Raw genomic sequence first — 307 nt, forward strand, 5'->3', positions numbered from 1 at the left:
CTTTTCCTTTACAAAACCACCGCTTTGTTCCATTGCAGGAGGAGTAATTCCATGGGCCCATATAATTTGTCGTTGCTCGCCACTCTCCGTTTGATAACTGGTCTGATTCAAAATTTCTTTTGTCTCAGTAACCTCTATCTGATTTTGCTCGCTCGTCGTAACTTCTGTATCATTTCTAGAAACTACATTCTCGGTCCCTCTGTCAACTTTCATCTCTACCGCTACTTCCCCTTCAGCGATAACAGGTGATGGGATGTTGTCTGCTATTTCCTCTACAATTTCAGAGCTAGAATCATCTAAAGAGCCT

The 307-nt window shown here is 42.3% G+C and carries 1 protein-coding gene; it reads right to left on the reverse strand.

Annotation, left to right across the window (positions count from 1 at the left end; all coding sequences use genetic code 11):
* The coding region (locus C1G53_RS12320; RefSeq protein WP_153046734.1) for an IdeS/Mac family cysteine endopeptidase at positions 1–307 on the reverse strand (307 nt) is incomplete at both ends.

Origin of the sequence: Streptococcus suis, from assembly GCF_002960445.1 — a bacterium.
Classification (GTDB): domain Bacteria; phylum Bacillota; class Bacilli; order Lactobacillales; family Streptococcaceae; genus Streptococcus; species Streptococcus hyiners.